The 26,304-nt window shown below is 71.9% G+C and carries 23 protein-coding genes and 1 riboswitch; of the genes, 4 read left to right on the top strand and 19 right to left on the bottom strand.

Translation table 11 applies throughout. The annotated features are described in order from the left end of the window. The first annotated feature begins 31 nt into the window (after positions 1-31). Complete coding sequence (locus tag ACIBG6_RS28260) at positions 32-2,563, top strand: ABC transporter permease (protein ID WP_399225467.1); 2,532 nt, start codon at positions 32-34, stop codon at positions 2,561-2,563. Between the two features lie 101 nt (positions 2,564-2,664). Here the strand turns inward: ACIBG6_RS28260 and ACIBG6_RS28265 are convergent, their stop codons facing one another. From ACIBG6_RS28265 to ACIBG6_RS28305, 9 genes are all read right to left on the bottom strand, one after another. Then, complete coding sequence (locus ACIBG6_RS28265) at positions 2,665-3,978, bottom strand: class I SAM-dependent methyltransferase (RefSeq protein ID WP_399225468.1); 1,314 nt, start codon at positions 3,976-3,978, stop codon at positions 2,665-2,667. A gap of 171 nt (positions 3,979-4,149) precedes the next feature. After that, a complete protein-coding gene (locus ACIBG6_RS28270; RefSeq protein WP_399225469.1) occupies positions 4,150-5,529 on the bottom strand; it encodes an NAD(P)/FAD-dependent oxidoreductase in 1,380 nt (459 codons plus the stop codon). Between the two features lie 380 nt (positions 5,530-5,909). Beyond that, positions 5,910-6,824: an exopolyphosphatase gene (locus ACIBG6_RS28275; RefSeq protein WP_399225471.1), complete on the bottom strand. Its 915-nt coding sequence runs from the start codon at positions 6,822-6,824 to the stop codon at positions 5,910-5,912. Beyond that, the gene (locus ACIBG6_RS28280; protein WP_317596014.1) at positions 6,821-7,360 is read right to left on the bottom strand and encodes a DUF501 domain-containing protein; all 540 of its coding nucleotides are present in this window, start codon (positions 7,358-7,360) and stop codon (positions 6,821-6,823) included. Before ACIBG6_RS28280 ends, ACIBG6_RS28275 begins: the two co-directional genes overlap by 4 nt. Positions 7,361-7,400: 40 nt before the next feature. Continuing rightward, positions 7,401-7,871: a septum formation initiator family protein gene (locus ACIBG6_RS28285; protein WP_399225472.1), complete on the bottom strand. Its 471-nt coding sequence runs from the start codon at positions 7,869-7,871 to the stop codon at positions 7,401-7,403. A gap of 110 nt (positions 7,872-7,981) precedes the next feature. Next, a complete protein-coding gene (gene eno, locus ACIBG6_RS28290; protein ID WP_399225475.1) occupies positions 7,982-9,268 on the bottom strand; it encodes a phosphopyruvate hydratase in 1,287 nt (428 codons plus the stop codon). Positions 9,269-9,592: 324 nt separating this feature from the next. Beyond that, on the bottom strand, positions 9,593-10,342 hold the full coding sequence (locus tag ACIBG6_RS28295; RefSeq protein WP_399225476.1) for a transglycosylase family protein: 750 nt from the start codon (positions 10,340-10,342) through the stop codon (positions 9,593-9,595). A gap of 3 nt (positions 10,343-10,345) precedes the next feature. After that, positions 10,346-10,559: riboswitch (cyclic di-AMP (ydaO/yuaA leader) on the bottom strand. A gap of 214 nt (positions 10,560-10,773) precedes the next feature. Further along, on the bottom strand, positions 10,774-11,862 hold the full coding sequence (locus tag ACIBG6_RS28300; protein WP_399225477.1) for a transglycosylase family protein: 1,089 nt from the start codon (positions 11,860-11,862) through the stop codon (positions 10,774-10,776). A 185-nt stretch (positions 11,863-12,047) separates the two neighbouring features. Then, the gene (locus ACIBG6_RS28305; protein WP_399225478.1) at positions 12,048-13,340 is read right to left on the bottom strand and encodes a cytochrome P450; all 1,293 of its coding nucleotides are present in this window, start codon (positions 13,338-13,340) and stop codon (positions 12,048-12,050) included. A 46-nt stretch (positions 13,341-13,386) separates the two neighbouring features. Here ACIBG6_RS28305 and ACIBG6_RS28310 point away from each other — a divergent pair, with 46 nt between their 5' ends. Then, entirely contained in the window at positions 13,387-14,604 is a 1,218-nt protein-coding gene (locus ACIBG6_RS28310; protein ID WP_399225479.1) for a globin domain-containing protein, read from the top strand. A 9-nt stretch (positions 14,605-14,613) separates the two neighbouring features. Here ACIBG6_RS28310 and ACIBG6_RS28315 read toward each other — a convergent pair whose 3' ends face one another. The 4 genes from ACIBG6_RS28315 to ACIBG6_RS28330 all read right to left on the bottom strand — a co-directional run bounded on the left by ACIBG6_RS28315 (position 14,614) and on the right by ACIBG6_RS28330 (position 17,661). Beyond that, positions 14,614-14,841, bottom strand: a complete 228-nt coding sequence (locus ACIBG6_RS28315) for a hypothetical protein (protein WP_399225480.1) — start codon at positions 14,839-14,841, stop codon at positions 14,614-14,616. Continuing rightward, on the bottom strand, positions 14,838-15,797 hold the full coding sequence (locus ACIBG6_RS28320) for a nucleoside triphosphate pyrophosphohydrolase (protein ID WP_399225481.1): 960 nt from the start codon (positions 15,795-15,797) through the stop codon (positions 14,838-14,840). Before ACIBG6_RS28320 ends, ACIBG6_RS28315 begins: the two co-directional genes overlap by 4 nt. 131 nt (positions 15,798-15,928) lie before the next feature. After that, the gene (locus ACIBG6_RS28325; RefSeq protein WP_399225482.1) at positions 15,929-16,585 is read right to left on the bottom strand and encodes a SurA N-terminal domain-containing protein; all 657 of its coding nucleotides are present in this window, start codon (positions 16,583-16,585) and stop codon (positions 15,929-15,931) included. A gap of 80 nt (positions 16,586-16,665) precedes the next feature. After that, the gene (locus tag ACIBG6_RS28330) at positions 16,666-17,661 is read right to left on the bottom strand and encodes a glycosyltransferase family 2 protein (protein WP_399225483.1); all 996 of its coding nucleotides are present in this window, start codon (positions 17,659-17,661) and stop codon (positions 16,666-16,668) included. A gap of 126 nt (positions 17,662-17,787) precedes the next feature. Here ACIBG6_RS28330 and ACIBG6_RS28335 point away from each other — a divergent pair, with 126 nt between their 5' ends. Next, complete coding sequence (locus ACIBG6_RS28335; RefSeq protein ID WP_399225484.1) at positions 17,788-20,136, top strand: YfhO family protein; 2,349 nt, start codon at positions 17,788-17,790, stop codon at positions 20,134-20,136. A gap of 9 nt (positions 20,137-20,145) precedes the next feature. Then, positions 20,146-20,949, top strand: a complete 804-nt coding sequence (locus tag ACIBG6_RS28340; protein WP_399225485.1) for a tetratricopeptide repeat protein — start codon at positions 20,146-20,148, stop codon at positions 20,947-20,949. A 16-nt stretch (positions 20,950-20,965) separates the two neighbouring features. On the opposite strand, the gene ACIBG6_RS28345 is transcribed toward ACIBG6_RS28340, so the two are convergent. From ACIBG6_RS28345 to ACIBG6_RS28370, 6 genes are all read right to left on the bottom strand, one after another. Then, positions 20,966-21,451, bottom strand: a complete 486-nt coding sequence (locus ACIBG6_RS28345) for a hypothetical protein (RefSeq protein ID WP_399225486.1) — start codon at positions 21,449-21,451, stop codon at positions 20,966-20,968. A gap of 67 nt (positions 21,452-21,518) precedes the next feature. Further along, positions 21,519-22,871, bottom strand: a complete 1,353-nt coding sequence (locus ACIBG6_RS28350) for a hypothetical protein (protein ID WP_399225487.1) — start codon at positions 22,869-22,871, stop codon at positions 21,519-21,521. Between the two features lie 169 nt (positions 22,872-23,040). Then, positions 23,041-23,544, bottom strand: a complete 504-nt coding sequence (locus ACIBG6_RS28355) for a GNAT family N-acetyltransferase (protein WP_399225488.1) — start codon at positions 23,542-23,544, stop codon at positions 23,041-23,043. Continuing rightward, positions 23,541-24,269: a DUF2625 domain-containing protein gene (locus ACIBG6_RS28360; RefSeq protein ID WP_399225489.1), complete on the bottom strand. Its 729-nt coding sequence runs from the start codon at positions 24,267-24,269 to the stop codon at positions 23,541-23,543. The genes ACIBG6_RS28355 and ACIBG6_RS28360 overlap by 4 nt, the downstream gene beginning before the upstream one ends. 240 nt (positions 24,270-24,509) lie before the next feature. Next, complete coding sequence (locus ACIBG6_RS28365) at positions 24,510-24,836, bottom strand: hypothetical protein (RefSeq protein ID WP_399225490.1); 327 nt, start codon at positions 24,834-24,836, stop codon at positions 24,510-24,512. A gap of 89 nt (positions 24,837-24,925) precedes the next feature. Continuing rightward, the gene (locus ACIBG6_RS28370) at positions 24,926-26,293 is read right to left on the bottom strand and encodes a collagen-binding domain-containing protein (protein ID WP_399225491.1); all 1,368 of its coding nucleotides are present in this window, start codon (positions 26,291-26,293) and stop codon (positions 24,926-24,928) included. Positions 26,294-26,304: the final 11 nt, after the last annotated feature.

Genomic DNA, 26,304 nt, shown 5'->3' on the forward strand with positions numbered 1-26,304 from the left:
GTCCCGCCCCACCCTCCTTCAGGACACACCCATGTTCCGTACCGCCCTGCGCAACGTCCTCGCGCACAAGGCGAGACTGCTGATGACCGTCCTCGCCGTGATGCTCGGCGTGGCCTTCGTCTCCGGCACCCTCGTCTTCACCGACACCCTCTCCAGCGCCTTCCGCAGCCAGTCCGCCAAGAGCTACGACGACGTCGCCGTCGCCGTGAACATGTACCCGAGCGACGCGGAGGCCCAGAAGACCCCCGGCCTGTCGCAGGCGGTCGTCGACCGCGTCGGGAAGCTCGACGGCGTCGCCTCCGTCTCCGCCCGCGTCGACGGCTTCGCCGGTGTCCCCGACAAGGACGGCAAGCTGATCGGCGTCGGCTGGTCCAACAAGGGCACCAACTTCGCGCCCGGCAAGGACGGCAAGGACCGCGCGTACGCCTTCACCGCGGGCGCCGGACCGGTCGAGGCGGGTCAGATCGCCCTGGACAAGGACACCGCCGACAAGGGCGGCTACAAGGTCGGCGACAGCGTCCGCGTCGCCACCAACGGCCCGGTGAAGGAGTACACCCTCTCCGGTGTCTTCACGACCGAGGACGGCGCCGTCAACGCGGGCGGCAGCCTGATCCTCTTCGACACCCCCGTCGCCCAGAAGCTCTACCTGAAGCCCGGGTTCTTCCGGGACCTGACCGTCACCGCCGCCCCCGGCACCGACGCGGACAAGATCCTCACCGAGGTCCTGAAGGTCGTCCCGAAGTCCGCCACGGCCCAGACCGGCGCGGCCCTCGCCGACCAACAGGCCAAGGACATCGAGTCCGGCCTCGGCAACCTCAACCAGGTCCTGCTCGGCTTCGCGGGCATCGCCCTCTTCGTCGGCGTCTTCCTGATCTCCAACACCTTCACCATGCTGGTCGCGCAGCGCACCAAGGAACTGGCGCTGATGCGTGCGGTCGGTGCCTCGCGCAAGCAGATCACCCGCTCCGTCCTCGCCGAGGCCGGTCTCGTCGGTCTCGTCGCCTCGGCCGTCGGCTACGCCCTGGGCGTCGGTCTCGCCGCCGGTCTCCGCTCCGCCATGAGCGCCTTCGACCTGAAGGTTCCGGGCGGCCCGCTCGTCCTCGAAGCCACCCCCGTCCTCGCCGCCTTCGGCGTCGGCGTCCTCATCACGATGCTCGCCGCCTGGCTGCCGGGCCGCCGCGCCGCGAAGATCCCGCCGGTCGCCGCCATGAGCAGCGTCCACTCCACCCCCAGCGGCAAGTCGCTCGTCGTGCGGAACTCCATCGGCGCCGCGCTCACCGCGCTCGGCGTGGTCCTGATCGTGCTCGGCGCCGGCCAGGGCGGCGACGAGGGCCGCATGCTCATCGCGGGGGGCGCCTTCGTCACCCTCATCGGTGTCATCGTGCTGATCCCGTTCCTGTCCCGGCCCGTGATCGCGCTGATCCGCCCGCTCTTCGTGAGCGTCTTCGGGGTCTCCGGCAAGCTCGCCGGCCTCAACGCGGTCCGCAACCCGCGCCGTACCGGCGCCACCGCCTCCGCGCTCGCCATCGGTCTGACCCTGGTCACCGGCCTCTCGGTGCTCGGCGCGACCGTCGGCAGCGCCCTGGACAAGATGACGGTCGACCAGATCAAGGCCGACTACATGATCACCATGGCCAGTGGCGAGAGCCTCAGCCAGGAGGCGCTGACCGCCCTGGAGAAGGCCGCGGGCGTCACGGCGGTCTCCCCGCAGCAGGCCGGCGCCCTGAAGATCAAGGGCGACTTCGCCTCGGCCTCCGGCGTCACCCCCGGCGACGTCGAGAAGGTCCTCAAGCTCGACGTCGTGACCGGCTCGCTCGGCTCCCTCAAGGACGGCAAGATCGCCGTCGCGGAGAAGACCGCGACGAAGCGCGGCCTGAAGGTCGGCGACACCGTCCCGGTCGAGTACCTCGACAAGGCCAAGGCCGAGCTCACGATCGGCGCGGTCTACAAGGACAGCGAGTTCGTCTCGCCGGTCCTGATCGACCACAAGACCATCACGGCGCACGAGCAGCGGGCCTACACGCCGCAGATCTTCGTGAAGACGGACGGCGGCGCGTCCGCCGCCAACGAGAAGGCGCTGGCGAAGGCGCTGGGCGACAACCCGGCCATCAGCATCATGGACGAGAAGGACATCCGTGACACCTTCGGCGGGCAGATCAACCTGCTCCTGAACATCGTCTACGGCCTGCTCGCGATGGCCCTGCTCATCGCCATCCTCGGTGTCGTCAACACCCTCGCGATGTCCGTCTTCGAGCGTCAGCAGGAGATCGGCATGCTGCGGGCGATCGGTCTCGACCGGCGCCGTGTGAAGCGGATGGTCCGTCTGGAGGCCGTGGTCATCTCGGTGTTCGGCGCGGTCGTCGGCATCGGCCTGGGCGCGTTCCTCGGCTGGGCCATCGGCGAGACCTTCGCCGACAGCCTGCCGGGCTACTCCCTGGTCCTGCCCTGGGACCGGATCGGGCTCTTCCTGGTCCTGGCCGCCCTGGTCGGCGTCCTCGCCTCCCTGTGGCCGGCCCGGAGCGCCGCGCGGCTGAACATGCTCTCGGCCATCAAGGCCGAGTAGGAACTCCCCGGCGAAGGGCCGGTCTGCCCACCCGGGGAGGCCGGCCCTTCGCCGTATCCGGCTCAGTCCGTCCGCTCGGTCCGTCCGCTCAGTCCGCCCGCTCAGTCCGTCTTCTCGTTCCAGACGCGCGGCCGCAGCGCCGTCCCGCTCTTCCCCGACAGCGGGGTCTTCACGGCGAGGAACTGGTTCACGCCGATCCGGTTGCGTTCGAAGGAGACGGCGGAGGCCGCCATGTAGAGCCGCCAGATCCTGGCCCGGCCGGGCGAGGTGAGCCGGACCGCCCGGTCCCACTCCCGCTCCAGGTTGGCCACCCACCGGCGCAGGGTGAGCGCGTAGTGCTCGCGGATCGCCTCGACGTCGCGGACCTCGAAGCCGGCGTCCTCCAGGGTGGACAGTGTCCGGCCCATGGGGGCGAGTTCGCCGTCCGGGAAGACGTACGCGTCGATGAAGGGGTCGATCTCGTAGGCCTCCTCGTCGGGCTCGGGGCGGCGGGAGATCTGGTGGTTGAGGAGCCGACCGCCGGGTTTGAGGAGCCCGTACAGCGTGTCGGCGTACTCCCGGTACTTCACGGCCCCGACGTGCTCGGCCATGCCGATCGAGGAGATCGCGTCGTACGGGCCGTCCGCGACGTCCCGGTAGTCCTGGACGCGGATCTCCACGAGGTCGGTGAGGCCCTCGTCCGCGACGCGCTTGCGGGCGTAGGCGGCCTGCTCGCGGGAGAGGGTGATGCCGACGACCCGGGCGCCGTACTCGCGGGCGGCGTGCAGGGCCATGGAGCCCCATCCGCACCCCACGTCGAGGAGCCGGTCGCCCTCCGTGAGGTTCAGCTTGCGGGCGATGAGGTCCAGCTTGTCGCGCTGGGCGTCCTCCAGGGTGCCGTCCGCCGTCCAGTAGGCGCAGGAGTAGACCATGGACGGGCCGAGGACGATCTCGTAGAAGTCGTTGCCCACGTCGTAGTGGTGACTGATCGCCTGCTTGTCGCGGCGCCTGCTGTGGCTGTGGCCGCTGCGGCCGCGCATCTCCTCGGCGGGCGGCGGCGGGGGCGGGAACGGCCCGGCGAGCCGCAGCAGGGCGCGGGCGGCGGCGCGGAGCTTCGGGTCCCGTACGGAGTCGCGCAGGGCCGTGAGGCGGCTCCTGGTGTCCTCGGGGCGCTCCCAGAGGAGGCCCGAGATCCGGTCCAGGACCTCGTACAGGTCCCCTTCGACGTCGAGCTCCCCGGCCACCCAGGCGCGGGCAAGACCCAGTTCGCCGGGCTTCCAGATCATTCTCCGCAGGGCGCGGCGGTCACGGACGATCAGGACGGGGGCGCCCGCGGGGCCGGCTTCGCTGCCGTCCCAGGCTCGCAGTCGGACCGGGAGCGGTCCTCCGAGGAGTTCCTCGGCGAGAGTCGTCAGCCGCGACGCGGCGTCGGCCATGGTGCACACCTCCGTGATCTCGTGCCCCAGAAATGCTCGTCACCAAGGGAACACCCTGCGTAGGCGTTTCCCATCCCGGCGCAGCGCAACACCTCGGCAAAACACGCGAAGGGCCGTCCGCACCACGGATGGCGGACGGCCCTTTCGGGGTATTGCGTGTACTGCGGTGCCCTAGGAGGCCTTGGCCTTCTCCTGCGCCGGCGCGGCCGGGGCGGGGGCGGGCTTGGCGGCCTCGTAGAACTCCTCGCGCGGCGTCTCGATGGCGCCGAGCGAGACGACCTCGCGCTTGAGGAACATCGCGAGGGTCCAGTCCGCGAAGACGCGGATCTTGCGGTTCCAGGTCGGCATGGCCATGCCGTGGTAGCCGCGGTGCATGTACCAGGCGAGACGGCCCTTGAGCTTGATCTTCACCTTGCCCATGACGATCATCGCGACGCCCTTGTGGAGGCCGAGGCCGGCCACGGCGCCCTTGTTGGCGTGGCTGTAGTCGGCCTGCGGGAAGCCGCGCATGCCGGCCACCACGTTGTCGCCGAGGACCTTCGCCTGACGCAGCGCGTGCTGGGCGTTCGGCGGGCACCAGGCGTTCGGGTTGCCGGCCTTGCGGCCGACCATGTCCGGCACCTGGGCGTTGTCGCCCGCGGCCCACGCGTAGTCGAGGCCGTTGATCTGGAGCTTCTCGTTGCAGTCCACGTGGCCGCGGGGGCCGAGCGGCAGACCGAAGCGGGAGAGCGCCGGGTTCGGCTTCACACCGGCGGTCCACACGATCGTGTTGGAGTCGACCTCGAGGCCGTTCTTCAGCACGACGTGGCCGTCGACGCAGGAGTCCATCGAGGTCTCGAGGTAGATCTCGATACCGCGGCCCTCGAGGTGCTCCTTGCCGTACAGGCCGAGCTTGGGGCCCACCTCGGGGAGGATCTTGTCGGCCGCGTCGACCAGGACGAAGCGCATGTCCTCGCGCTTGACGTTCTGGTAGTACTTCGACGCGTCACGGGCCAGGTCCTCGACCTCGCCGATGGTCTCCGCGCCGGCGAAGCCGCCGCCCACGAAGACGAAGGTCAGCGCCTTGCGGCGGACCTCCTCGTCAGTGGTCGAGTCGGCCTTGTCGAGCTGCTCGAGGACGTGGTTGCGCAGGCCGATGGCCTCCTCGATGCCCTTCATGCCGATGCCCTGCTCGGCGAGGCCGGGGATCGGGAAGGTGCGGGAGACCGCGCCCATCGCGATGACGAGGTAGTCGAAAGGCAGCTCGTACGCCTCGCCGACGAGCGGCGCGACGGTGGCGACCTTGCGGTCCTGATCGATGGTGGTGACCCGACCGGTGAGCACCTCGGCCTTGGGGAGGACGCGTCGCAGCGGGACGACGACGTGCCTCGGCGAGATGCTGCCGGCGGCGGCTTCGGGCAGGAAGGGCTGGTAGGTCATGTACGACCGCGGGTCGACGACCGTGACGGTCGCTTCCGCATAGCGCATCTTCTTGAGGATGCGCCGAGCTGCGTACAGGCCTACGTACCCGCCGCCTACTACGAGGATCCTGGGACGCTCCGTGGTGCTCATGGGATCGAGTATCCACCCAGCCCTGGGGGGTTGCTCGTGCGCCCCTTCACAAGGTCCTGGCGCACCTCTGCTACACTCCGCCGCCCACGTGATCCATGTCATGACGGTGCAAAGGAACCGGGGTGCGGGGGTGAACGTTGTTCACCCCTCGTGAACTGGCCTGGAGAGGCCTCGTTAACGCTGAACCACCGGGTGCGTTCACGCGATGGAAACAACGAGCGAAGTGGCCTCCGCGCCTGCGAAAGGGCCCTGAGACGCCCCTCGGAAGGCCCAAAGACCCCCTCCGGACCCTCTTCGGGCGCCATCAGGGCCCTTTTCCTTGTGAAGAACTTCACGAACTTTCCCGACGGGGTGTCGTCAGGACGCTCGATAGATGCCCGCTATGCCACGGATAGGGCGATCCCATCGAGGATGTCGTGCTCGCTGACGACGACCTCGCTCGCTCCGACGCGCTCCACGATCTCCCTCAGGACGAGCGCTCCGGCGATGATCACGTCGACCCGTCCCGGGTGGATGACGGGGATCGCGGCCCGCTCGTCGTGCGTGGAGGCGAGGAGCCGGTCGGTCACCTCGGCGACCTGGGCGGCGGAGATCCGGGAGTGGTGGATCTTCTCGGAGTCGTACGCGGTGAGCCCGAGGGCGATCGCGGCGACGGTGGTGACCGACCCGGCGAGGCCGACGAGGGTCTCCGCCGTGCCGATCGGCACGGTCTCCGCGGCCAGGTCGAGCGCGGCGCGGACGTCGGCGCGGATCGCGGCGACCTCCTCGGCGGTCGGCGGGTCGTGGCGGACGTGGCGCTCGGTCAGCCGGACGCAGCCGATGTCGACGGAGCGGGCGGCCTCGACGTGCTTGTTACCGGTGACGAACTCGGTCGAGCCGCCGCCGATGTCCACGACGAGGTACGTCTCCGTGCCGTGCAGCTCGCCGGTGGCGCCGGTGAAGGAGAACGCCGCCTCCTGGTCGCCGGTGATCACCTCGGGCTCGACGCCCAGGATCTCCACGACCCCGTTCACGAAGTCCTGGCGGTTCTCGGCGTCGCGCGAGGCGGAGGTGGCGACGAAGCGGAGCTTCTCGGCGCCGAGCTCCTTGATGACCGCGGCGTACTCGCGGCAGGCCGCGAAGGTCCGCTCCAGCGCCTCGGGCGCGAGCCGGCCCGTCTTGTCGACGCCCTGCCCGAGCCGGACGATCGTCATCCGCCGGTCCAGCTCGACGAGGTCACCCGTCTCGGGGTGGACGTCGGCGACGAGGAGGCGGATCGAGTTCGTCCCGCAGTCGATTCCGGCGACCCGGGTCATTCCGCGGACTTCCCTTCGTCGGTGCACGGGGTGACGCACGGGCCCTTCGCCCACCACTCCGGCAGCATCGCGAGGGCCTCGTCGCCGAACGGGTTGACGCCCGGTCCCGCGGCCAGCGAGTGGCCGACGAGGACGTGCAGGCACTTGACGCGGTCCGGCATGCCGCCGGCGCTCGGGAAGCCCTCCAGGACCTCGATCGCGTCACGGCGGGCGATGTAGTCCTCGTGCGCGGCCCGGTAGGCGGCGGCGAGCTCCGGGTCCGTGGCGAGCCGGGCCTGCATCTCCTTCATGACCCCGTTGGCCTCGAGGGTGCCGATGGCCGAGGCCGCCCGGGGGCAGGTCAGGTAGTACGTCGTCGGGAACGGCGTGCCGTCGGGGAGCCGCGGCGCGGTCTCGACGACGTCCGGATTGCCGCACGGGCAGCGGTGCGCGATGGCGCGCAGGCCGCGGGGCGGCCGACCGAGCTGGAGCTCGAAGGCGGCGATGTCCTTCTCGGTGGGCTCGGTGCGTTCGGTCTGCGGAGGGGGCGTTTCCATGTCTTTTCGGTTGCCTTGCTCGTGTGTCGCGGAGGAGGGGTCAGGGGCGGTCGGCGTGGTCGACGCCGTCCCAGAGGTTGTCGTACCAGGGGCGCTCGGCCGCTCCCTGGTCGGCGCGGGGCCGCTGCTCCGCGTCGGGGTCGTTCACGGTGAAGCCGGTCTCGCCGGGCAGCAGGTAGTGCAGGTGCTCGCGGGCGAGGCGGCGGACGTAGGCCGGGTCCTGGAGGCGGGCCTTCTCGTCCCGCAGTTCCTCGACCCGGCGGGCCGCCTCGGCCGCCCGGCGCTCCTGGTCGGCGATCTCGCCCTGCTGGGAGACGTAGCTCCGCATCGGGTAGGCGAGGGCCACGACGAGAGAGCAGACGACGAGGGCGAGGAAGGCCGCACGGCCGGTGAGCCGGGAGCGGCGGGCCTGACGGCGGGTCTGGGAGCGGTAGACACGGGCGGCGGTCTGCTCGCCGAGCAGCCTGATCCGGGTCGCGGTCGAGAACCGGTCCCGGTCCTTCGCGGCCATGTCGTGTCGCCTCCCCTGTTCATACGTACGTCCCCGCACACGGTACGGGACCGAGTACGGGGACGTACGGAAGCTGCACTACGGAGAGGTGTCAGCCCCTGATCTGCTGGTCAGCCCTTGAAGCGCGGGAAGGCGCTGCGGCCGGCGTAGACCGCGGCGTCGTCGAGGATCTCCTCGATGCGCAGGAGCTGGTTGTACTTGGCGACGCGGTCCGAGCGGGCCGGGGCGCCGGTCTTGATCTGACCGCAGTTCACCGCGACGGCGAGGTCGGCGATGGTGACGTCCTCGGTCTCGCCGGAGCGGTGGGACATCATGCACTTGAAGCCGTTGCGCTGGGCCAGCTCGACGGCGTCCAGGGTCTCGGTCAGCGAGCCGATCTGGTTGACCTTGACCAGGAGGGCGTTCGCGGTGCCCTCCTCGATGCCGCGGGCGAGGCGCTCCGGGTTGGTGACGAAGAGGTCGTCGCCGACGATCTGGACCTTGGTGCCCAGCTTGTCGGTGAGGACCTTCCAGCCCGCCCAGTCGTCCTCGTACAGCGGGTCCTCGATGGAGACCATCGGGTACGCGGAGACGAGCTCCTCGTAGTACTCGGTCATCTCGGCGGCCGTGCGGGACTTGCCCTCGAACTCGTACTTGCCGTCCTTGTAGAACTCGGACGCGGCCACGTCGAGGGCGAGCGCGACGTCGGAGCCCGGGGTGTAGCCGGCCTCCTTGATGGCCTCGACGATGAGGTCGAGGGCGGCGCGGTTCGACTCGAGGTTCGGCGCGAAGCCGCCCTCGTCGCCGAGGCCGGTGGAGAGGCCCTTGCGCTTCAGCACGCCCTTGAGGGTGTGGTAGATCTCGGCACCCCAGCGGAGGGCCTCGGAGAAGGACTCCGCGCCGATCGGGGCGATCATGAACTCCTGGATGTCCACGTTGGAGTCGGCGTGCGACCCACCGTTGAGGATGTTCATCATCGGAACGGGCAGCAGGTGCGCGTTCGGGCCGCCGAGGTAGCGGAAGAGCGGGAGGTCCGAGGCCTCGGACGCGGCGTGCGCGACGGCGAGGGAGACGCCGAGGATGGCGTTGGCGCCGAGCGAGCCCTTGTTCTCGGTGGCGTCGAGGTCGAACATCGCCTGGTCGATCAGGCGCTGCTCGGTGGCGTCGTAGCCGACGAGCTCCGGGCCGATCTGCTCGATGACGGCGAGGACGGCCTTCTCGACACCCTTGCCGAGGTAGCGGTTCGGGTCACCGTCGCGAAGCTCGATGGCCTCGAACGCACCGGTGGAGGCACCGGACGGGACAGCAGCACGACCGGTGCTGCCGTCGTCGAGGCCGACCTCGACCTCGACCGTGGGGTTACCTCGGGAGTCCAGGATTTCCCGGGCTACGACGACGTCGATGGACGGCACGAGCATCTCCTTTTTGGGATGTGACGCTGGATGTGACGCATGGCCGGTGCAGGGTCGCTCGGCCTTGCGACAAGAGCCTAACCGGCTCCGGGGCTCCGGCCGGCCGGACGCCCGCCCCCTGGGACGAAAAAGGACCCGAGGGCATGCATCTCGGGACGAAGGGCCCCAGATCTACTGGACGGTAACCGTCAGGTCGCCCTGAAAGGGGCGCCGGATACACGGAACCCCGGTCCGGCGCGCACGGGGGAGAGTGCGCCGGACCGGGGTGGTCACCGCGGGAGGGTCATAGAGGGGTCGGGCGAGCCGCCGGACTCACCCGAGCCGCCGGGTTCACTTCAGGTGGAGCTGCTGGCCCACGTAGATGAGGTCGGCGTTGTCGACGACGTCCTTGTTCAGCTCGAAGAGCTCGGCCCAGCCGCCCTTGACGCCGTGCGCCTCGGCGATCTTGCTGAGGGTGTCGCCGGCGACGACCTTGTACTCGCCGTCACCCTTCTTGACCACCTTGCCGGTCGGGGTGGTGACCGTCTTCTTGGTGGCGGCCTTCGGGGCGGCCTGCTGCTGCGTGGCCTGCTTCGGGGCCTGGCGCTGCTCGCTGCGGGTGGTCGGCTGCTCGGTCGAGCGCTGCTGCTGCTGCGGCTGCTGCTGGGTCTCCTGCTTCGGCGCGGCCTGCTGCTGCGGCGCGCTCTCGGCGGAGCCGCCGTCGTACGAGGCGCCGGAGAGGCCCACGCCACAGGACGGCCAGGCACCCTTGCCCTGGCCCGCGAGGACCTTCTCGGCGATGGCGATCTGCTGGGACTTCGACGCCTGGTTGGCGGTCGAGGCGTAGGCGGTGCCGCCGTACGCGGCCCAGGTGGAGGCGGAGAACTGCAGGCCGCCGTAGTACCCGTTGCCGGTGTTGATGGACCAGTTGCCGCCGGACTCGCACTGGGCGACGCGGTCCCACTCCGAGGACGTGGCGGCCGAGGCGGTGCCCGCGGTCATCAGCGGGGCGGCGACGGCGACACCGGTGACGCCGACGAGCGTGACGACCTGGGTGGCCTTGGAGGGACGACGGTGTTTGCCCTTGCCGGAAAACAGCATGGAGATTCTCCTCACCGACGCCTACGAGGTGAGCTGTCGGGTTCGGACCAATGAGTTGTCCGGCCGCGTGTCCTAGCACGCGACTTAACCCCTAGCCGATCGTCGGCCGTCTGTCTCAACGGCCGGGGTCGGCACTTACCTTGGGTCCCCCGCTCCTGCCTACGGCGCTTACGCGACGTTCCCATCGGCCGACGGCAGGATTCGGCGTTTCGGTCGACGGGGCCCGCGGTGGCGAGCGGTTACGACCGTAGACACAGACCCACCGGAAGTTCAAAGAGGCGCATTACGGAAATTTCGCCCCTACTTGCCCTCCGGTGGGGGGCGTTTGTGCAGGTGGGAGGTGACGGGAGCAAAGTTCGCGGACGTGACACGCCAGTTGGGGCGAAGAGACCCATGTCTCACTTCCCCAGAACCGGACATATGACCCCGAACTACTCCGCCTTCGCTTCCGAACCGATCGTCAGGTCGAGGCTCTGACCAGGGACGATGAGGTCCGGATCGATGCCCACCGTCCCGCGGTTGGCGTCGTAGAGGGCGTTCCAGCCGCCGGGGAGTTCGTTCTCCTGTGCAATCTCGGACAGGTTGTCACCGGGCCGCACGGTGTACGCGTCCGAAGCGTCCTGACTGTCCGTTGTGTCCGACTTCTTCGCCTCGTCAGTGACGGGTGTGGCGGCAGGGGTTTCCGCCAGCTTGTCCGTGGATGAAGCGTGTCTGCCGGAATCGACAGGAGTGTCCGTCTTGCCGGTTTCCTCCGGAGCTGCGTCGCCCCGGTGCTTGCCGGTGCCGGGCGTGGCCGACGAGGCGTCATCCTTCGGCGCCCCGGGCGATACGGGCGTCAGGGACGCGTCCGGCGCGGCGGGGGTGGTCGGGGTGCCCGGCGTGGCCGGGCCGACCGGAGTGGCCGGGGTGGTCGCCGTGCCCGGCGCGGCCGGGGTGGTGGCCGCCGTCGCCGGCGCGGTCGGACTGACCGGCGCGGTGGGGCTGACGGGGGTGGTGGACGCGGCGGGGGTCTTCGACGCGGTACGGGGCGACTCGGCGCCCTCGGCGCCCTCGGTGGTCGGGGTGGCCGTGGCGGACTCCTCCGCCGACTTCTCGGCGGCGGCGGTCTCCGAGGGCGCGACCGGGACGCCCGCGGTCCGGTTCGATTCCGCCACGGGCCCCGTGGGCGCCTTCGTGGCGGTGGCGGGGCCCGGGTTGACCCCGGTGACCTTGCCGTCGTTCGACAGACCGGCGATGGGCGCGCAGGTGGCCCAGTCGTTGCTGCCACCGGCGAGCGCCGTGTCGGCGATCGCGATCTGCTGGGCGCGGCTGGCCAGGTCGGGGCTGGGCGCGTAGGCGAGGCCGCCGTTCCGCTCCCAGCTGTCCTGGGTGAACTGGAGGCCGCCGTACATGCCGTTGCCGAAGTTGGCACTCCACTGGCCACCGGACTCGCACTCGGCGACCCGGTCCCAGGTCGCCGCGTCGGCGGCGGAGGCGGAGCCACTGGCGAGCAGCGGCAGCGCCAGGGCGGATCCGGTCACTCCCGCGGCGACGACGATGGCGGGGGCCTGACGGGGGCGACGGTGTCTTCCGTTCCCGGAGCGCATACGGAGGGCCTTTCGCGTGACGGCTGAGACTGCCGGGAAACGTAGCGGCATTCGAACGCTCGTCACAAGTCGATGGACCCCCGATCACGTGAAGATCACATTTCTGACGGTCCGTCAACTCATAGGAGGCGTGCGGAAGGGGTGAAATCCACTGGAAGGGTGCGCAATCCCCTCATGATGAGCCCGCCGCGCCACCGCAGTTCGGCCGGGTCGGCCGCAAGTCGCAGGTCCGGCAGGCGCGTCAGGAGCGTGGCCAGCGCGGCCTGCCCCTCCAGGCGGGCGAGCGGCGCCCCCAGGCAGTAGTGGATGCCGTGCCCGTACCCGAGGTGCTGGTTGTCGCGCCGGGAGAGGTCCAGCGTGTCCGGCTCCGCGAACCGCTCCGGGTCCCGGTTGGCGGCGGCGAGGACCACGAGCACCGGGTCGCCCGCCGGGATCTCCTGTCCGCCGACGGTCAGCGCCTGCGTCGCGTACCGCCAGGTCGCCATCTCCACCGGCCCGTCGTACCGCAGCAGCTCCTCGACGCCCGTCTCCAGCAGCCCCGTCTCCCCCGCCGCGATCGAGGCCTGGAGCCGCTCCCGCTGCTCGGGATGGCGCAGCAACTGGTAGACGCCGTTGCCGATGAGGTTCACGGTCGTCTCGAAACCGGCGAAGAGGATGATGAAGGCCATGGCGGCGGCCTCGTTCTCGGTGAGGTGCTCACCGTGGTCGGAGGCCCTGATGAGCCCCGAGATGAGGTCCTCGCCCGGCTCCTCGCGCTTGCGGTGGATCAGCTCCGCGAGATAGCCGCGCATCTTCTTCACCGACCGGGCGACCCCGCCGCGCGGCCCGCCGCCGTGCCGGATCATCATCCCGGCCCAGTCCCGGAAGTCGTCCTGGTCCTCCGGGGGCACGCCGAGCAGGTCGCAGATCGCGTAGATGGGGAGCGGGAACGCGAACTCGTGGATGAGGTCGGCGCTCCCCTTCTCCACGAAGTCGTCCATGAGCCGGTCGGTCAGCTCCTGCACGCGCGGCGCGAACTCCGCGACCCGGCGCGGCGTGAAGGCCTTCGACACGAGCCGCCGCAGCCGGGTGTGGTCCGGCGGGTCGATGTTGAGCAGATGCGTCATCAGCTCGGCCTTGCGCTCGCCCGGGATGCCCGTCTTCCCCTTCGCGTGCGGGGACTCGTCGTGGTGCGCCGGGTTCTTGGAGAGACGCTGGTCGGCGAGGGCCTGCCGGGCGTCCGCGTACCGGGTCACGAGCCAGGCCTCGACCCCGCTGGGCAGTCTGGTGCGGTGCACGGGCGCGTGCTCCCGCAGCCAGGCGTAGGCGGGGTAGGGATCGCTGGCGAACTCCCAGGTGAAGAGCTCGGGGGCGGGGCTGGTACTCACTCCCCGACCGTACAGGGAGGGCTCCGGGTCACAGGCGGGGCGCATGTATGGAGAACCTGTGATCATGAGGTGCCGGACGTGCCCTAGATTCATGTCAGTGGATCCCCAGCAGATCAGAAGCACGTTCGCGATCGTCGAGAGACGGGCCGAGCACGCCGTCACCTTCTTCTACTCGCACCTCTTCTGGAACAACCCGGGAGTGCGCGAGCTCTTCCCCGAGGACATGGTCCCGCAGCGGGACCGGCTCTTCGCCGCGCTGACGCATGTGGTGACCCACCTGGAGGACCCCGCCCTCGCCGCCTATCTGGGGCACCTGGGCCGCGACCACCGCAAGTTCCTCGCCTCGCCCGCGCTGTACGCCGCCGTCGGCGAGAGCCTGATCGGCGCCTTCGCGCACGCCGCCGGGTCCGCGTGGACCATCGAGGCGGAGAAGGCCTGGACGGAGGCGTACGGGCTCGTGGTCGAGCTGATGCAGGCGGGCGCCGACGAGGCCGCCGGGGCAGGCGAGCCCGCCTGGTGGGACGCGGACGTCGTCCGCCACGAGCGGTACGGCGACAGCCTGGCCGTCCTGACCCTGCGGCCCCGGCAGCCCTTCCCCTATGTCCCCGGCCAGTACGTCAGCGTCAGCTCGCTGCGCGTCCCGCGCGTCTGGCGCACCTACTCCGTCGCGAACGCGCCCCGTGACGACGGCACGCTCGACCTCCATGTGAGCCGGATCCCCGGCGGCGCGATGAGCACGGCGCTCGTCGAGGAGACCGGTCCCGGCGAGGTCCTGCGGCTCAGCGCCGCCGGCGGCGGCCTCACGTCACGGACGCCTTCGGGCGGACTCCGCACGTATATATGCGCGGGTACGGGCTGGGCGCCGGTGCGGGCCCTCCTGGAGGAGGCCACCGAGACGGAGCCGGACCTTGAGGGCCGGCTGTTCGTCGTGGCCCGCGCGAAGGACCATCTGTACGGGCGCCCCGACGCCGAGTCCCTGAAGGAACGTCTCCCCGGACTGAACGTCACCTACATCACGGCTGCCCCCGGGCGCCGACGCGACCAGGCGACCGAACGCCTCGTCCACGCGCTCCAGGCCTGCGGGCAGTGGCCCGCGCACGAGGTCTACCTCGCCGGGCCGCCCGGCTTCCTGACGGAGGTCACCGAGGTCCTGACGGAGCTCGGCACCGACCCGGACCGGATCCACCAGGACACGCTGCCGGCGATCGGCCGTTTCTCGACCCGCCCGAGCACCGCGGCCGAACGCCTCCTCGGCCCGCCCCAACTCCACTGGCACGACCCCGAGGCCCGCGCCCCGCGCGAGTCCTGAGCCGGGGGTTCAGGCCCGGCGGAAGCGGGCGACGACGCGGGCGCGCCTGCGCAGGCGCCACACGGCCACCCGCACCAGCCCCGTGACGGCCCACAGCGCGAACAGCGCGCAGAGGGCCCGCACCCACCACGCCGAAGCGTCGTCCAGCGCCTTCGCCGTGCCGAACAGGGCGATCGGGATCATCTGGATCCACTGCCTGGCGGCGGCCGGCCGCCGGAGCTCCTTCGGCTCCGTCACAGCCCCTCCGCCGCGCGGATCGCGTCGCGGTACGTCCGGGCCGCCGCGCGCAGGGCAGCTTCCGGGTCCACGCCGGTCGCCTCCGCCCGTGCGACGAGGCCGAGCAGCTCGTACCCGATGCCCTCGCCCTCCGGCAGCGGCACGTCGAGCCCCGCCGTCCGGACGCGGCCCGCCAGCTTCGCGGCGAGCGCGAGCCCGGGCTGCCCGAGCGGCACGCCGTCGGTCACGGACTCCCGCTGCTTCTCGACGGCCTTGGTCCGCAGCCAGTGCGCCTTGACCTCTTCCGGGGTCTCGGCGGTCGCGTCCCCGAAGACGTGCGGGTGCCGGTGGATCAGCTTCTCGACGATCGTCCCGGCGACGTCGTCCACGGAGAACGGCTCCTCCGGGTCCTCCTCGGCGATCCGGGCGTGGAAGACGACCTGGAGCAGGACGTCCCCGAGCTCCTCGCGGAGCTCCTCGCGGTCGCCCTCCTCGATCGCCTCGACGAGCTCGTACGCCTCCTCGATGCCGTACTTGGCGAGCGCCTTGTGCGTCTGCTGCGACGACCAGGGGCACTCGCGCCGGATCCGGTCCATGACCTGCACCAGGTCGAGGAGGCGGGAGCCGGGCAGGTCGTACGAGCCGGGGAGCAGCTCCAGGTCGGGCATGGAGACCCGGCCGGAGCCGGCCAGCCGGGCGAGCCCGTCGGTGAGGGCGCGGTCGCCCTCGCCGGAGGGCAGCAGCACGATCGTCCGGCCGCCGGCGCAGTCCTCGACGAGCTCCTGCGCGGTGGGCAGGACGTGCTCGACGGCGACCCCGGCCTCCGTCAGGTACGGCAGCTGGGGGTGGCGCTCGTCGGGACAGAGCACCCGGTCCGCGCCGTGCAGGGCCTGCCACGCGGGCCAGGACAGCAGTCCGGGCGCCACACGATGGCTGGCGGTCAGCAGGACGATGCGGCCGGGGCTCTCAGATGTCACCCCTCGAACCTACCCGGACGGGGGCGGGCCGGGTGTCGCGGGCCCGGACGGGCCCGGCCCCCGGACTCGGGACCGGGGACCGGACTCGCGACCGGGGAGCGGACTCGGCCCCCGGCCCCGAGCTGCCTTGCTCAGGCCCCGGTCTGGGCCGCGCCCGGGTCCTGGCTGACCTGCCGCAGCCACGGCGCACCGTTGTAGCCGCCGTCGAGCTGGACCTGGGCGTCGTCCCAGGCGCCGAACCGCGGGTTCACGTCGATGTCGAGGGACTTCGAGGCGGCGGTGAAGACGTCCGTCAGCTTCTTCTGGCCCTCGGGGGTCTCGGTGATCCCCAGCTTGGCGGCGATCTTGTTCATGAGGACGTTGCGGCGGACGACGTCGTCGATCTGGTCGGGCGCCACGCCCTGCTCCTGGAGCAGGGCGTCCGCGAGCCGGTCCTCGCCGCCGCTCTGGCGGACGAAGGCGGCGCGGGTCTGCTGGAGCTCGGAGCGGCTCGCGGTGACGCCGTTGTCGTCGGCGACCTTGTTCACGACCCGGTCGAAGATCAGGGCGTTGAGTTTGCGGCGGTTGAGGTCGCCGGTGGCCCCGAGCAGCTGGGCGGCCTGCGGCGAGGCGGCCTGCGCGGCCCGCACGTCCGTGACCTGCGCCTGGAGGGTGGCCACCTCGATCCGCTCGCCGCCGACGACGGCCGCCGCTCCTGGGTGGGCGTCACTCCCGCAGGCGGTGAGCAACGGCGCCGCGAGGAGCGCGGCGGAGACGGAGAGAGCAATGCGGCGATCGCGGCGGTGCACAGGAGCCTCCCGGGCTGGTCGTGCGTCAGTTGAACGACCTTGCGGTGATCGATGGTAGGGAGTCGCCGGGGCCGTAGCCACTACTTCGGAGCGACTGTTTCCCACAACGAGTCACCGGCACGCCGGGTGTCGGCCCGCAACTCCCTCTCCTCCTGACCCGTCTCCGTCTCCTGCACCAGGTAATGGGGGCGTCGTTTCACCTCGTAGTAGATGCGGCCGACGTACTCGCCGATGAGTCCGACCATCACCATCTGGACGCCGGCGAGCGCGGTGACGGCGACGAGGAGCGTGACGTAGCCGGGTGTGTCGACGCCGTTGGCGAGGGCGTCGACGACGATCCAGGCGGCGTAGGCGCAGGCGAGGGAGACGAGGAGCAGGCCGAGGTAGACGGCGGCCCGCAGGGGCTTGTTGTTGAAGGAGAGGAGTCCGTCGAGCCCGTAGTTGAGGAGCTTGCCGAAGGTCCACTTGGAGCGGCCCTCCTCGCGCACGGCGTTCTCGTAGGAGAACGTCGTCGTGCGGAAGCCGACCCAGGCGAAGAGGCCCTTGGAGAAGCGGTTGTACTCGCCGAGGCCGAGGAGGGCGTCGACGGTACGGCGGGAGAGCAGCCGGAAGTCGCCGACGCCGTCGACGAGCTCGACGTCCACGAGCCGGTTGATCGCCCGGTAGTAGAGGCGGGCGGTCAGGGTCCGGGTGACCCGGTCGCCCTCGCGGGTGCGGCGGGCGACGACCTGGTCGTACCCCTCGGCGTGCAGGGCGACCATGCGGTGCACGAGCTCGGGCGGGTGCTGGAGGTCGGCGTCCATGATGACGACGGCGTCCCCGACGGCGTGCCGGAGACCGGCGAGCATCGCGGCCTCCTTGCCGAAGTTGCGGCTGAAGGAGACGTAGCGGACGCGGCCGGGGTCGGCGGCGGCGAGCTCCTGGAGGAGCGGGAGGGTCCGGTCCCGGCTCCCGTCGTCCACGTAGACCAGCTCGAACTCCCCGTCGAGACGGGAGAATTCCTCGGTCACGCGGGCATGGAAGCGGGTGAGGACGTCGTCCTCGTTGAAGCACGGGACCACGATCGAGAGCAGCACGCGGACCACGACAACGGAGCCCGGTGACCCGGCCGGTCCGCCCGGATGACGGGCAGGCGACCATCGCGTGAACTGGCCTGCCGGGCCGGGCCTTTCCCGCGCGGTCGCTGGCATATTCGACCCGTCATGCCGAACACCGCCCAGGCTTCTTCGAACACCAGGCGCTCGTCCCTGCTGGCCGCCCTGCTCGCCACGGTCGCCGTCTGCGCCGGGGACGCCGTCGCCCGCGTCTTCCCCTTCGGGCCGCGCCACCGGGCCGTCAACGACCTCGCGAACCAGTTCGTGCCGTTCCACGCGCACCTCTGGGACCTGCTGCACGGGCGCGCGGACGGCGGACTGCTGCTCGACTGGCGGGCGGGCTGGGGCACGAGCTTCCTCCCCGACTACGGCACCTACCTGTCGAGCCCCTTCGCCCCGCTGGTGGCGCTCCTGCCCCGCGCGGACATCGAGTACGCGGTGTACGGGATCACCGTCCTGAAGACGGCGGTCGCGGCGGCCGCGATGACGTTCCTGCTGCGCCGTCTCGGCCCGGGCCCCGGCGCCGGCGCGTGGTGGTGGGCGGCGGTCCTGGGCGCCGCGTACGCGCTGTGCGGCTGGTCGCTCGCGGAGGGCACGTACAACCCGATGTGGCTGGACGGCCTGATCGCCTTCCCGCTGCTCTGTCTGGTCGGCGAGTGGGTACGGGAGGGCCGCAGGCCGCTCCTGGGGCCGCTGGTGGTGGCGGTCTGCTGGCTGGCGAACTTCTACACGGCGTACATGGCGACGCTCGGCGCCGCCCTCGTCCTCCTGGTCCGCCTGGCGACGACGGACGGCCTCCGCGTACGGACCGTCGTGGTCCGGGCGGTGGCGACGACGGCACTCGGCATCGGCCTCGCGGCGCCCGTCCTCGTCCCCGTCTTCCTCGGGTCCCGCCACGCCCACCCCGGCGTGGTCCGGGAGTTCGACCCGGCGGCCGGTACGGACGTCCTCGCCCGGCTGCTCCCGGCGACGTACGGCTTCGCCACCCCGGCGGCCTTCGTCTGCACGGCGGTGCCGCTGCTCGCGGGGACGCTGCTCTTCCGCCGGGACGTCCCGGGCCGCGAGCGATGGCTGTGGCCGGCCCTGTGCGCGGCGGTCGCGCTCTCGATGCAATGGGGCCCGACCCACCTCCTCTGGCATGTCTTCGCCACCCCGAACGGCAGCCCGTACCGCCAGACCTTCGTCCTCTCCGGCGTCCTTGTCCTCGCCGCCTGGACGGCCGTCTCCCACGGCCTCCCGGACCGCCGGGCGCTGCTCGGCGGCGCGGGCGTGGTCGTGGTCCTCGCGGCGGGCGCGCTGCCGAGCGAGGTCGTCACGCGCTGGGCGCTGCTGCTCGCGGGCGCGGGCCTCGCGGCGGTGGCGGGCGCGCTCCTCCTCCCCCGCCGCGGCCGGTACGGGATCCTGGCCGCGCTCCTCGTCACAGGGACGCTGCTCGGCCAGGCGGCAGCGACGACGGCATACGCGGACCGCGAGCGACTGACCCGCCTCGACGACTACCCCCCGCTGGGTCCGGAGGAGGAGCGGCGGGCGGCGGCCCTGGCGGCGGCCGACGGCTGGCCCGCGTACCGCACGGACACGGGCCTCCCCCGGTTCGCCGGGAACGATCCCCTGCTCCTGGGCGGTCAGGGCGCCGCGTACTACAGCAGCCACACGCCGGCGGTCCTCACGGAGACGCTGACGGCGCTCGGCGGCGGCTGGACCTCGCGGGGCCGGAACCTGCTGAGCCTGGACAACCCGGTGACGGACGCGGTGTTCGGGGTGGGGGCGCGGTGGCGGGACGGCGCCGTGGACCGCACGGACACGTACCTCCCGCTCGTGACGGCACGCCCGCCGGGCCCGCCCCCGGTCTACGGCCCGTCCCCCTTCCGCAACCAGGAACTCCTGCTGGGCGCCCGGGTGTACGAGGCTCCGCGCGCGGGCGCCTGCCCGGTCGGCACCGAGGTCTTCCTCTGGGCCCCCGACGCCTCGGGCCCGGCCCGCCTGGGCACGCACACGACCCACCTCCTGGGCGGCCGGCCGAAGCGCAGCGCGGCCATGACGTCACTGGGGATCCAACGCACGGCGGGCACGAAGGTGGAGGCCCCGGGCGGCGGAGGGAAGGCCGAGGTCGGCTGCCTGGACCACGCACGGCTACGGGAGGCGGTGACGGCCCTCCGCACCACGTCAGCCACGACGATCCGCCCCACACGGGACGGCATCAGCGCGACCGTCCCCGCGGGCGGTCCGGGCACGGTGGTCATAGCGGCCCCCCACATCGCGGGCTGGCAGTGCGCCGGGGGCGCCCGGCCGACGTCGTACGGCGGCCTGCTCGCCCTCCCGGCACCGGCGTCCGGAACCATCGACTGCACGTTCCGCCCACCAGGCCTGCGGGCGGGCCTGGCGACGGGAGCGGCGGCGCTGACGGTACTGCTGCTGTGGCGGCTGACCGCCATCAGGCGTTCCCGGCCCCGGCCTTAAGGTCGGGGCATGCATCTGGACGAGGGACGGAAGGCCGCCGAGGCCGGGGAGTGGGTGGCGGCCGGGCACGCGTTCGTGCGGGCCGCCATGGACGGCAGCGCGGAGGGCGCCGAGCTGGCGACGCAGGTGACCGTCGGCCTCGTACCGCTGGCGGACGCGGGGTCGGCGGAGGCCGCCGCGCTGCTGGCCGGGATCTACCTGGAGTACTTCGACGAGTCGGCCCTGCCCGACGCCGTGCGGTACGCCCGCGCGGCGGCCGGGGCCGGGCACCCGGCCGGACAGCGCACCTTCGGGTACATGCTGCTCGAAGGGATCGGCGTCGACGAGGACCACGACCGTGCCGCGGACCTGTTCAGGTCGGCCGCCGAGGCCGGGGACGCCTACGCCTGCCTGAACCTCGCCCAGCTCGTCGACGACCCCGACGAGTCCCGGCGCCTCCTGGAGACGGCCACCCGGGAGGGCATCGACATCGCCGGCGCCCTGCTCGCCGACCGCCTCTCGGAGCTGGACCGCGACGAGGAGGCGCTGACCTGGTACCTCTGGGCGGCCGAGCGCGGCCACACGGGCGCGATGCACGCCGCCGCCTGCTGGTACCGCGACGGCTTCGGCACCGACCCGGACCCGGTGCAGGCGGTGCGCTGGTTCTTCACGATGCTCGCGCACGGCGAGGGCGACGGCGTCCACGAGGCGATCGAACTGGCGAAGTCCGGCGCCCTGGACGCCGACCAGGTCCGCGAGGCGGGCCGCCTCGCGGACGACCCCGGCACGGCGGACGCCCTGATCGCCACGGTGTGGGGCGGCGGCACGCCCTAGCCGTCGCCGTCCCGGGTCAGCGTGTGACGGCCGAGAAGGAGTCCAGCTGGATCCAGCGCACGACGTTCGTCGACGGCGGCTGGCCCGCCGCCGTCGCCGTGCCGAAGGCCCTGAGGACTCCGGCGGTGTTCACCTCGACGCGGATCGCGCTGATGCCCTCGTGGTTGTTCCGCGCGGCTATGCCGCGGGTCAGCTTGGGCGGGCGGACCGCGGCCGGCAACGTACCGAGGTCGGTGTCGGCCGTGAAGGTGCAGAGCGCCACGCCGCGCAGCTGGAGGAACTCCGTGCCGGCGAGCCGGATGATCCGGGCCTGGATCGGGGAGCCGGTCTCGGCGGTGATGCCCGGCGCCGGGACGATGTCCGTCCAGCCGACGACGGTCTGGCAGCCCGTGAGGGGATCCGCGGCGGCGGCCGGGGCGGCGGTGGCGAGCGGCACGCCGACGGCGGCTACGGGGGCGGCGAGCGCCGCGGCGAGCAAGGAACGGCGGCTGGTCGTGGTCATGGGGTGATCCTCCGGATCGGGAAGTGAAGGGGACGCCGCCGGGCGGCGTGATGCGGACCGGGGACCGTCAGCGCCAGACGGCGGAGACGCTGTCGAGGTCGACCCAGGTGATCGCGTTGTCGGAGGTCGCGCCGAACACCCACAGCTCGCCTCGGATGTTGGCCTCCACGCGGCAGATCGCGCGCCCCTTGTTGTTGTTGCGGGGCGCGTTGTGCCGGAGCTGCACCGTCGGGCGCAGCCGGTGCGGCAGCGTCGCGACCTGGCGGTCCTCGGTCAGGCCGGGGGAGACGGAGAGGCTGCCCCGGAGCTGGAGGTAGGTGGTGCCGGCGAGGGCGACGAGTCGTCCTTGCGGGCGCTCCGCCCCGGGGAGGAAGCCTCCGGCGAGGGCGAGGTCCTCCCAGTCGGCCAGGACCTGGACCCCTTCGACGGGGGCCTCGGTGGGGTACCAGCAGATGGTGACGTCACGTTCGCCCGGCTCGCCGTCCGGGACCTTGTTGCTGAAGCCGAACAGCAGGCGGCGCTGCCCGGTCACGGGGTCGATCTCGGCGGCGAGGCCCTCCGGTTCGCGGCGCTCCAGGCCGGGGGCGCTGGTGACGACCACGGGCTCCTGGTCGATCGGGAGGCCCGTCGACCAGCGGAACCTCCTCAGCAGGGTGTGACCCGGGAACGTGCCTTCCGCCTCCGTGTACTTGGCCCACTGGTACACGTACAGGATGTCGCCCAGGGTCTGGAAGCCCTGGAAGCTGAGCTTCTCGGCCAGGGCGGGCTTCGTCGGCAGGCTGGGGGCGACGGTCGCCGCCAGCTGAGTCCTGGCGATGCCGAGGGGGTCGCCGATCGGTGTCCAGGTGCCGGCGGCGGCCTTGGCCGCCTCGTAACGGGTGAAGTACCGCGTCTCGCCCTGGATGTGCATGACGGTGACCGTGGCGGTCGTGGTCGTCGGGTCGTACGACGGGCCGGTGGCGGTGCTGCCGCCGGGCGGTGTGAACTTCGGCAGCTCGGGGTCTTTGGCATTGAGCACGCCGCCTCCGTCGTACGTGAAGCGCGTGACGCTCGTGCCGTACGCGACGGCCTCCGTCGGATCCGCCGGCGTCGTGACGCGCAGCGGCGCGCACTCGGTCCAGAGGTAGGTTCCGGAGTCGGTGATGACGGGCTCGGCGCCCAGGGACAGGCCGTGGCCGAAGCCGACGAGCTGCATCGAGTCGAGGTAGGCACCGGTCTGCCGGCTGAAGCGGTTGAGGATCAGGTTCCCGGACGTCCTCGCGGCGGTCTCCTGCGACTCCAGTTGCAGGACGAACACGTAGCCGTTCTTCGTGTCGGTGGCGATGGCCTGCGGTGCCGGGTTGTCCCTGAGGTCGGCCGTCTGGATCAGCCGACCGGTCGGGCCGGTCGGATCGATGCCGTTCGGATGGGTCGTTGCCATGGTCTTCGCTCCCCCGCGGATCCCGTGCGGATCCACATTCGGTGGATCATCACATGAAGTGGATCAAGAAGGGGGAGCTTGTCGTTCACCGCTTGTCGTTCACCGCTTGTCGTTCACCGCTTGTCGTTCACCGCTTGTCGTTCACCGCTTGTCGTTCACCGCTTGTCGTTCACCCGTGGAGGTCGAGGCGCCAGCGGATCTCCCCGTCCTGCTCCTCCTCCGTCGGGGCGAGCCCGGCCGCGCGGGCGACGGCGGCGGAGGCCGCGTGCTCGGGGTGGACGTGCGCGAGCACCGTGCGTACGCCCTGGTCCGCGAGCCGTTCCACGAGCCCCCGGGCCGCCTCGCGGGCGATCCCCCGTCCCTGCCAGTCCGTGCCGACGACCCACGCGATCTCCGCGACCCGCCCGCCGTCGGTGACCGTCGCCTGTACGGTCCCGGCGAGCCGGTCCTCGTCGCGCAGCCGCACGACCCAGTTGCACCAGACCACCGCGGGGTCCGGCGACCCGGCGGCCAGCCGCTCGTAGCGGGCGCGCAGCTCGGACGGGGTCAGCGGGGCGCCCCCGATGAACGCGTGCAGGGCCGGATCGCCCAGGACCTCGGCCATCTCCTCCGCGTGCGCGACGGCGAGCGGCACGAGGTCGAGCCGCTCGGTCCGCGTGACCGTGCCGCTCACACCGCCCCCAGGAATCCGGGGTCGGCCTCGTCGAACTGCACGCTCGTCTCCCGCTCGAAGTCCAGGAGTTCCGCCATCGACACGATGCGTCGGCTCGTCGCCGCCAGGTCCTGGTGCGCCTCGGCGGACCACAGCGGCGGGTAGAGGGTGAGCCCCCGGTCCCCGTCCAGGTCACGGACCTCGTCGCGCCAGCCGGGCCAGCGGAGGCCCTCGTAGAACTCCTCCGCGCCTCCGGCGAGCATCCACGACAGCCAGGCCCCGTAGCCGGCGCCCAGCGCGTCCCACCGGAGCGAGTCCGGCGCGAAGTAGACCATCTCCCCGGGCTGACCCGGCAGCCCGACCTGGTCCGCGGGCCCGCCCTGGACGACGAACACCCCGCCCAGGACGTCGTGGGCCACGACGAGCCCGGCCTGGGGCCGCCAGTCGGGGACGGTGACGGGGGGATAGCCGTTGACCTTCGCGAGAGACGGCAGCCGCCGGTCGTTGTCGGCGGCCGCGCTGCCGTACACCCGCAGCCAGCCGTCGTCGACGAACGCCCCGCCGCTGTGCAGCACGAACGCGCCCAGGAACGACCGCACGGTCACCTGCGTCTGCACCAGCGTGGCGGCGGCGCGCCCCGCGTCGGCGTCCAGCACCTCGACGGGCACGGCCGCGCCCCGCAACTCCTCGCCGAGCACCGGCCACGCCGGGTCCTCGACCTCGATCAACTCGCTCAGTTCACGCACCGGAGCATGCTCGCACGCGGGCGCGCGGCGCCGGGACATGGCGCTGCCCGATGAGGCCGCAGACGGTGGCCGCGGGCCGTGGGGCGGGGCTCAGACGGAGAAGCCGGTGACCTTCTGCGGCCTCACGCGGACGATGAGCCGGAGCACCTCCGCCGGCTCGGCCGGCGCTCCGGACCGGGGGGCGAGGGGGGACAGAGGCGATTGCCCTATCCATGCCGCCTCGCGCCCGCCGTTCTCGAGCTAGCTGCCGGCCCCCTTCTTTGCGTCCTTGGTGGCGACGACTGCGCTGGTGCCCGCCGCCTGCGCCGTGCCGGCCTCGCCCAGGAGGTCGTCCGCCAGGTTCGAGACCAGGCCGAGTCCCCCCTTGGGATTGCCGGGCAGGCCGGTGCCGAGGAGATCCCTCACGTCTTGGGCCAGGGTGCCCACTACCCCGTCCTCGGCCTCCACGACGTCGGCGGCGACGACCTTGGCTTTCGGGCTGTCGGCGGCGTGAGCGGCGCCGACGAGGGCGAAGGGAACCGAGGCGACGGCGAGGACCGTGACCATGCGGAGGGTGATGCTCTTCATGTTCATATCCGGCCAACGATCCGTACGGGGTTCCGAATACACGCGAGATCTCCTTGCACCCGATCAGCACAACCCGAGGCACGCACGGCTCAGCGCCTGAAGCGGCGGACCAGTAGGAGGCCGGCCACTGTGCTCAGTACGGCGAGGGCGGCCGCCGCGTACGTGCGGGCGGTCGTGCCGCTGTCGGCGAGGTTGCCGTCCGGGCCCGGGTAGCCGGGTGAGGGGCTGGGGGTACTCGGGGTCTCGGTCGAGGGTTCCGGTTCCGGTTCCGGCTCGGTCGGCTTCGGAGTGGGGGTCGGGGTCGGGTCCGTGGGTGTCGGCGTTGGGGTTAGGGCGTTTCCACAGGTCAGGTTCGCCGCGAACGGGGCGTAGTGGATCTCGCCCGCGTTCACCGGGGAACGTAGCTCCCGCTGGACTCCCCTGCGCGGGGACCTCGCCCGGGTGTTGGCGTCCAGGGGGCCCGCTGTCAGGGAGCGGACGATGATGTCGCCCTCGATGTTCGCCGGGTCGACGTCCGTCAGGTGGGCGCGGGGTGCGTAGATCGTTCCCTCGATCGAGTCGCCGGTGGCGATCGTGATCGCCGTCGCGTCGGCGAGATTCCACAGGATGTACGGGGCGTCCTCGCCGCTCACCCCGGCGAGATCGGGGACGTTCCAGGTGAGCACGGAGCCCGTGGCCGTCGTGTCCACGTCGATGACCAGCGGGCCCGCCGCCGTCGGGCGGTTGAGGAACGTCAGCTCGGAGAGCCCGTTCAGCTCGGCGCCCGTCAGGCGGAGGACGTTGGTGCGGGTGGTGTCCAGGGTGATGCGGCCGGGGTCGTCGATCTCGACGGTGTTCTCGCAGGTCGCGAGCGCGTCCGCGCGGTTCCGGTAGGTCGCGAAGAGTGATGTGAAGTCCATCAGGCCCGCTGCGGGGGCCACGGAGGACGCGGGCTGCTCGTCGGCGAGTTCGATGCGGGGCGTCGCGTCGTGGCCCGCGCCCGTCGCCGTGACCTGTGTCTTGACCGTGGCCCCGTTGGCGTCCTTCGTCACGACCTCGCTTCCCGTCGCGTCGCCGATCTTCACGTAACCGTCCGCGAGGACCTTGAGCACGCCCACCTGGCTGCTGTCCGCGTAGTCGATCCGGCCGCCGACCAGGAGCGCGGTGGGGCGGGTGTCGCCGGGGGCGGTGAACGTTCCGGCGGTGTGGAGGGAGACGTCGTACCCGGCGCCGTAGGCCAGGTCGCCGCCGACGGCGACGGGGCCCTCGGACTCCGTACTGCCGAGGAGGGCGTTCTTCTCGGTGACGACGCCGAAGCCGTTGTTCCCGGCGACGGGGTTGCCCACGGTCACGGCCACGGCCACGGCGGCCGCCCGGGGCTCCACCGCCCCCGCCGGGAGGGCCAGCGAGGCCACGGCGCAGGCGGCCGCGCAGGCGGTGAGCCCGAGGGACTTCGTCGGCTGGGTCGGCTTCGTCATACGGAGACGGT

Source organism: Streptomyces sp. NPDC050842, from assembly GCF_044456565.1.
Classification (GTDB): Bacteria; Actinomycetota; Actinomycetes; order Streptomycetales; family Streptomycetaceae; genus Streptomyces.

Coding starts and splice junctions, on each gene's coding strand:
- ACIBG6_RS28260 (WP_399225467.1), top strand. CDS start 32: ATGTTCCGTACCGCCCTGCGCAACGTCCTCGCGCACAAGGCGAGACTG.
- ACIBG6_RS28265 (WP_399225468.1), bottom strand. CDS start 3,978: ATGGCCGACGCCGCGTCGCGGCTGACGACTCTCGCCGAGGAACTCCTC.
- ACIBG6_RS28270 (WP_399225469.1), bottom strand. CDS start 5,529: ATGAGCACCACGGAGCGTCCCAGGATCCTCGTAGTAGGCGGCGGGTAC.
- ACIBG6_RS28275 (WP_399225471.1), bottom strand. CDS start 6,824: ATGACCCGGGTCGCCGGAATCGACTGCGGGACGAACTCGATCCGCCTC.
- ACIBG6_RS28280 (WP_317596014.1), bottom strand. CDS start 7,360: ATGGAAACGCCCCCTCCGCAGACCGAACGCACCGAGCCCACCGAGAAG.
- ACIBG6_RS28285 (WP_399225472.1), bottom strand. CDS start 7,871: ATGGCCGCGAAGGACCGGGACCGGTTCTCGACCGCGACCCGGATCAGG.
- eno (WP_399225475.1), bottom strand. CDS start 9,268: ATGCTCGTGCCGTCCATCGACGTCGTCGTAGCCCGGGAAATCCTGGAC.
- ACIBG6_RS28295 (WP_399225476.1), bottom strand. CDS start 10,342: ATGCTGTTTTCCGGCAAGGGCAAACACCGTCGTCCCTCCAAGGCCACC.
- ACIBG6_RS28305 (WP_399225478.1), bottom strand. CDS start 13,340: ATGCGCCCCGCCTGTGACCCGGAGCCCTCCCTGTACGGTCGGGGAGTG.
- ACIBG6_RS28310 (WP_399225479.1), top strand. CDS start 13,387: ATGTCAGTGGATCCCCAGCAGATCAGAAGCACGTTCGCGATCGTCGAG.
- ACIBG6_RS28335 (WP_399225484.1), top strand. CDS start 17,788: ATGCCGAACACCGCCCAGGCTTCTTCGAACACCAGGCGCTCGTCCCTG.
- ACIBG6_RS28340 (WP_399225485.1), top strand. CDS start 20,146: ATGCATCTGGACGAGGGACGGAAGGCCGCCGAGGCCGGGGAGTGGGTG.
- ACIBG6_RS28345 (WP_399225486.1), bottom strand. CDS start 21,451: ATGACCACGACCAGCCGCCGTTCCTTGCTCGCCGCGGCGCTCGCCGCC.
- ACIBG6_RS28350 (WP_399225487.1), bottom strand. CDS start 22,871: ATGGCAACGACCCATCCGAACGGCATCGATCCGACCGGCCCGACCGGT.
- ACIBG6_RS28365 (WP_399225490.1), bottom strand. CDS start 24,836: ATGAAGAGCATCACCCTCCGCATGGTCACGGTCCTCGCCGTCGCCTCG.
- ACIBG6_RS28370 (WP_399225491.1), bottom strand. CDS start 26,293: ATGACGAAGCCGACCCAGCCGACGAAGTCCCTCGGGCTCACCGCCTGC.